General features: G+C 49.7%; 6 protein-coding genes. All 6 read right to left on the reverse strand.

The annotated features are described in order from the left end of the window. A partial coding sequence (locus tag ACKOVI_RS00110; RefSeq protein ID WP_509601595.1) for a HisA/HisF-related TIM barrel protein occupies positions 1-460 on the reverse strand: 460 nt, incomplete at its 3' end. Then, entirely contained in the window at positions 457-1059 is a 603-nt protein-coding gene (gene hisH / locus ACKOVI_RS00115) for an imidazole glycerol phosphate synthase subunit HisH (protein ID WP_509601597.1), read from the reverse strand. The genes ACKOVI_RS00110 and hisH, both read right to left, overlap by 4 nt. Positions 1060-1063: 4 nt before the next feature. Beyond that, a complete protein-coding gene (hisB, locus tag ACKOVI_RS00120) occupies positions 1064-1648 on the reverse strand; it encodes an imidazoleglycerol-phosphate dehydratase HisB (RefSeq protein WP_509601600.1) in 585 nt (194 codons plus the stop codon). Between the two features lie 11 nt (positions 1649-1659). After that, positions 1660-2745, reverse strand: coding sequence for a histidinol-phosphate transaminase (locus ACKOVI_RS00125; RefSeq protein ID WP_509601602.1), 1086 nt, complete (start codon positions 2743-2745; stop codon positions 1660-1662). Continuing rightward, positions 2742-4049 carry a histidinol dehydrogenase gene (gene hisD, locus ACKOVI_RS00130; protein WP_509601604.1) on the reverse strand — a complete coding sequence of 436 codons (1308 nt, stop codon included), beginning with the start codon at positions 4047-4049 and terminating at the stop codon, positions 2742-2744. The genes ACKOVI_RS00125 and hisD overlap by 4 nt, the downstream gene beginning before the upstream one ends. A 41-nt stretch (positions 4050-4090) precedes the next feature. Continuing rightward, a partial coding sequence (dnaE, locus tag ACKOVI_RS00135; protein WP_509601606.1) for a DNA polymerase III subunit alpha occupies positions 4091-6022 on the reverse strand: 1932 nt, incomplete at its 5' end.

Genomic DNA, 6022 nt, shown 5'->3' on the forward strand with positions numbered 1-6022 from the left:
GTCGAATCGTCTCGAAAAGATCTCCGCCCTCTTCTGTCCATCCACGTGCGGCTAGAACATGTCCGCGCACATCAAGTCCTACTGCAATACGATCGCCATATTGGGCAATCACTCGCGAAGTCCACTCAGGATTTTCAAGTGCAGCCGTTCCAAGGTTGACGCGTCGGCAGCCCGTGGCAAGAGCGCGCTCGAGCGATGCATCATCGCGAATTCCACCCGAGAGTTCGACTTTGATATCGAGGCGACCAACAACTTCTGCTAAGAGCGCACTATTTTCTCCACGCCCGAAGGCTGCATCGAGATCGACAAGGTGAATCCATTCTGCACCAGATGATTGAAAATCTAGCGCCGCATCAAGTGGTGAGCCATAGGCAGTCTCGGCGTCGAGTTCGCCTTGCACCAAGCGCACAGCACGACCGTCTTTTACATCAACTGCTGGAAGAAGTTCTAAGTAGCTCATAACGTGGATACCCAATTCTTGATGAGATGGAGACCTGCAGCTCCAGATTTTTCTGGATGAAATTGCGTTGCACTCATTACGCCATCCTCGATGGCAGCTAAGAATCGACTGTCGTAATCGGTCCATGATTGGAGCGCAGTAGTTTCAACTTTCTGAGTCACACCATAAGAATGAACAAAGTAAAAAGATTCACCTTCAACGCCCTTAAAAAGATTACTTCCTGAAGCTATCTCAACGGTGTTCCACCCCATATGTGGCAGAACAGGCGCGCTGAGTTTCTCAACCGTCGACGGCCAGATCCCGACGCCATCATGTTCACCGTGTTCAACACCGTGAGCAAAGAGAATCTGCATTCCTACGCAGATGCCGATTGTTGGTCTGGCTAGAGCAACACGTTCGCGAACGAGGGCATCACCTTTTACAGATGCGAGACCTTGCATACATGCCCCGAATGCACCGACACCTGGAACTACGAGACCTTCCGCTTCAAGTGCCACTGAGTAATCTGAGGTAAGGACTACATCTCTTCCGGCGCGTTCGAAGGCGCGAAGAGCCGACCGAAGGTTTCCAGATCCGTAATCCAGGATGGCAATTGCCATTGAATTAGAGAGTGCCCTTTGTGGAAGGAATTCCAGCTGTACGGCCGTCAATAGCAACAGAGACACGCAGTGCGCGAGCTACTGCTTTGAACTGTGCTTCAAAGACGTGATGTGCATTGCGACCTTCAAGTACGCGCACGTGAAGTGCGATACGAGCCTCGGCAACAATGGACTCCCAGATATGGCGGCCAAGAGTTGTATCGAAGGTGCCGATGAGTTCAACAATCTCTGGCTGACGGTGCACAAGGTATGGGCGGCCTGAAAGATCGACTGCTGCCTGCACGAGAACCTCATCGAGTGGAACCATCGCATCACCGAAGCGACGAATTCCCGCCTTATCCCCCAGTGCTTCGCGAAGCGCCTGACCAAATGCAAGAGATGTATCTTCGACTGTGTGGTGTGAATCAACATCGATATCACCAGTTGTCTTAATAGTGAGGTTAAAACCTGAGTGCTTACCTAACTGAGACATCATGTGATCAAAGAATGGCACTCCAGTATCAACTGAGATTTCGCCAGTTCCATCGAGTGTGAGGTCGACGAGGACGCTAGATTCCTTTGTTGTGCGTTCTACTCGTGCATTTCTCATGGGCTTCTCCATTACTTAGTGATGATTGCTGTGAGTGCGTTGATAAAGAGATTGTTTTCGGCTTCACTGCCAATTGTCACTCGCAAGTGCCCTGATAATCCCACATCGCGAATGAGGACACCGGCATCCAAGAGTGATTTCCAGAGAATTGGCGCTGGAATATCAAATCCTGAGAAGAGCAAGAAGTTCGCCTTACTTGGCGCGACCTGCAAACCAAGTGCTTGCAGTTGGATCTTCACCTTCTCGCGATAGGCAATAAGAGTTGCCACATTACCTAGCAGCTCATTGCGAAATTCGAGAGCTACTTCAGCTGCAGCTTGAGTGATCGTACTGAGATGATACGGAAGGCGAACCAGGAACATTGCATCGATGACAGATTTATCTGCAACGAGATAGCCCAGGCGCACACCAGCAAAAGAAAACGCTTTGCTCATCGTGCGAATCACAACAACCTGTGGATACTTCTTGATTAAGGTTACTGCTGAGGTCTGATCAGAGAATTCTGCGTACGCCTCATCGACAACCAATAATCCCGGTACAACTTTTGCAAGCTCTTCAATCTCTTCGATGGTGACTGAGCTGCCAGTCGGGTTATTAGGTGTTGTAATAAAAGTAAGCGAGGGAGATGACTTTGCAATTTCTTCTTTCGCAAGTGTCACATCGAGCGAGAAATCATCGCGTCTCGGCCCTTCATGCCATTCGGTATTTGTCACACGAGCAATGAGTGGATGCATGGAATATGAAGGCGTGAAACCAAGTGCGCCCTTATCTCCAAATGCCAAGTAGAGAGATTGAATAATTTCATTACTGCCGTTTGCGGCCCAGATATTGTCGACTGTGACATCTGTCGATGAGAGTGTATTAATAAAAGCTGCGAGACTTGTACGAAGTGCAATTGCATCACGATCGGGATAGCGGTTGAGATGAAGTGCCGCCTTTTCAACGCGCGATGCTATTGCGGCAGCAAGCTGTGGTGAAAGCGAGTATGGATTTTCATTGGTGTTGAGCACTGCTTGCGCTGGAACCTGAGGCGCGCCATATGGTGAGAGCGGGCGCAATCGTTCTGCCAGCGGCAGCCATGTTGGCCATTGGCTCATAGCGACTCAAATCGCGCAGCAATTGCTTCACCATGTGCAGGAAGATCTTCGGCGTTAGCCAAGGTAATTACAGTCGATGCAATATCTGTAAATGCTTGCTGACGGTATTCGATAAAGTGAATTCCTTTAAGGAAGGATTGCACCGATAAACCACTGCTATGGCAGGCGCATCCCCCAGTAGGGAGCACGTGGTTAGAGCCGGCAGAGTAATCACCGAGTGAAACAGGTGAGAAACGACCAATAAAGACCGCTCCGGCATTGCGAATCTTCTGCGCATCATCGGCGGCGCTGACAGTTTGAATCTCTAAGTGCTCTGCAGCATATGCGTTGACAACATCGAGTCCTTGTTCGATGGAATCAACAAGTACCGCGGCAGATTGAATACCGGTAAGCGCCGTACGAATACGATCTGAGTGACGTGTCGCAAGAACGCGCTTTTCAAGTTCGACATGAACTGCATCAATCAAATCTGATGAATCAGTCACTAGTACTGCTGCCGCGATGACATCGTGTTCTGCCTGGCTGATGAGATCTGTTGCAACATCTGCAGGGATTGCGGTCTTGTCAGCAAGGATTGCAATCTCAGTAGGACCTGCCTCCGAATCAATTCCGATGATTCCACGCAGGGCGCGCTTTGCAGCTGCAACATAAATATTTCCAGGACCGGTAACCAAATCACATTTTGCTGCAACGCCTTCCATGCCATAGGCAAAGAGAGCGATTGCTTGTGCGCCACCTACTGCGTAGACCTCAGTGATACCGAGAAGGGCACAAGCAGCCAAAATAGTTGGGTGGGGCAATCCTCCATTTTCTACTTGCGGAGGTGATGCCACCGCAATGCTAGATACCTGTGCAATCTGTGCAGGTATCACATTCATTAAGACTGAACTTGGATAGACGGCACGTCCCCCAGGTACATAGAGGCCCACGCGATCAACAGGAATCCACTTCTCGCTGACGGTGCCACCATCTACGACGGTAACTTTATTCTCATCACGAGTCTGTGCGCTATGCACAGTGCGGATGCGAGCAGCTGAAACTTCTAAAGCTGTGCGAATCTCAGGTGCCAGGTGTGCAAGAGCTGCGTCAAGTTCGGATTGTGGAACGCGAATGTAGGCAGGCTTTACCCCATCGAATTGTTCTGCCAGTGCAATCAGATCTGCCTCTGTACCGTCTTTGACGCGGTGCAAGATAGGTTCAATCGCCGCCATTGCAGCGGCAACATCGAGCGTGGCCCGTGGGAGCTCGCGCTGATACTGATCTTTACTGAGGTTCTTACCTCGGAGATCTACGCGTCGCAACATGTGCTTATTCTACGGTGAGCTGCACCTGCTATGCGCCGCGATTAGCCGCGGACGATGCAGTCAGGACCCAAGATTGCCTTGAGATCTGCGCTCAGACTTGGTGATGCAGTCACAAGAGCATCAACCTTGAGCGTTGTGGACTTCTGTGTATCGATGACATGGAGGTGGACTTCACGTTTTCCTGGATGAGATTTCAAAATCTCTTTCATCCGCTCGACGATTGGTGGTGTCACCTGTGCTGCCGGAAGTGAGATCAAGAGCGGACCCGTAGGACCACTAGTGATATCGGGCATCGTCATCTCCATCGCTGTAAATCTGACTTGTTCATCACTGCGAGAGAAACGACCACGAATCACGACAACACGGTCTTCAGTCAGTGAAAGAGAATATTGGTTGTATGTCTTTGAGAAGAAGAGCGCCTCAATCGATCCTTCGAGGTCTTCAATATTTACTACAGCCCAAGAATCTCCATTGCGAGATACTTTTCGTTGGACTCCAGTAATTAATCCTCCGATTGTCACCATGCCGTCAGGGACACCTCCATCAAGGAGTGCACTAATAGACATATCTGTATGTGAGCGCAATACATGTTCGACACCGAGAAGCGGATGGTCGGAGACGTAGAGCCCCAACATTTCGCGCTCAAATGCAAGAAGAGTTCCCTTATCCCATTCAGTCTGCGGGATCTCGACCTCCAAACCGGCTACATCGCTTGAAGTTTCGCCTCCAAATAGATCGAACTGACCGATTGCTTCGGCGCGCTTAGTCTCAATGACGGAGTCAATTGCCTCAAGGTGAATTGTCATCAATCCTTTGCGTGGATGCTTGAGCTCATCAAATGCACCGCCTTTAATCAGCGATTCAATTGTCTTCTTATTGCACACTTGAGCATCAACTTTGGCAAGGAAATCTCCGAAAGAAGTGAAATTCCCTTTTGCTTGGCGAGATGCCTTAATCGATGCAACAACACCTTCGCCGACGTTACGAATAGCAGCAAGACCAAAACGAATATCGCGACCACGCGGGGTGTATTCAGCATTAGATTCATTGACATCAGGTGGTAAGACCTTGATACCCATGCGACGACATTCAGAGAGGTAGAGCGCAGACTTATCTTTATCGTCGCGCACAGATGTAAGGAGTGCTGCCATGTACTCGGTTGGGAAGTTCGCCTTGAGGTAAGCGGTCCAGAATGACACTACGCCATATCCAGCGGAGTGCGCGCGGTTAAATGCGTAATCTGAGAACGGAATGAGAACTTCCCAGAGTCGCTTGATGGCATCTTCAGAGAAGCCATTTGCCTTCATACCTGCTTCGAACGGTACGTATTCCTTATCGAGAATCTCTTTATTCTTCTTACCCATCGCTTTACGAAGAAGGTCTGCGCGTCCGAGAGTAAAGCCAGCAACTTTCTGAGCAATCGCCATTACCTGCTCTTGATACACAATCAGGCCATAGGTATCGCCCAAAATATCTTGGAGAGCATCAGATAGCTCTGGATGAATTGGTTCGACTTTCTTGCGACCATTCTTGCGATCTGCATAATCATTATGTGAGTTTTCACCCATAGGTCCCGGGCGATAGAGCGCAATCACCGCGGAGATATCTTCAAATGAGTCAGGCGCCATGGCGCGAAGCAACGAACGCATTCCGCCACCATCGAGCTGGAAGACTCCCAGTGTGTCACCACGCGAAAGGAGTTCGAATGTCTTCTCATCTGCAAGCGGTAAATCTTCGAGAACAAGATTGATATTTTGATTCTCTTTAATATTGTCAAGAGTGTCATCGAGAACAGAGAGGTTGCGAAGACCGAGGAAGTCCATCTTAAGTAGACCCGTTGCTTCACACGCACCCATATCAAACTGAGTGATGATTGAACCATCGGATTCACGGCGATGAATGGGAATTACATCCAGAAGTGGATCGCGCGAGAGAATTACACCAGCTGCGTGGACACCCCATTGGCGTTTAAG

Source organism: Candidatus Planktophila sp., from assembly GCF_046070465.1.
GTDB lineage: Bacteria > Actinomycetota > Actinomycetes > Nanopelagicales > Nanopelagicaceae > Planktophila.

Excerpts from the sequence above, each read along its gene's own strand:
- hisH (WP_509601597.1), bottom strand. The coding sequence starts at position 1,059 with ATGGCAATTGCCATCCTGGATTACGGATCTGGAAACCTTCGGTCGGCT.
- ACKOVI_RS00125 (WP_509601602.1), bottom strand. The coding sequence starts at position 2,745 with ATGAGCCAATGGCCAACATGGCTGCCGCTGGCAGAACGATTGCGCCCG.
- hisB (WP_509601600.1), bottom strand. The coding sequence starts at position 1,648 with ATGAGAAATGCACGAGTAGAACGCACAACAAAGGAATCTAGCGTCCTC.
- hisD (WP_509601604.1), bottom strand. The coding sequence starts at position 4,049 with ATGTTGCGACGCGTAGATCTCCGAGGTAAGAACCTCAGTAAAGATCAG.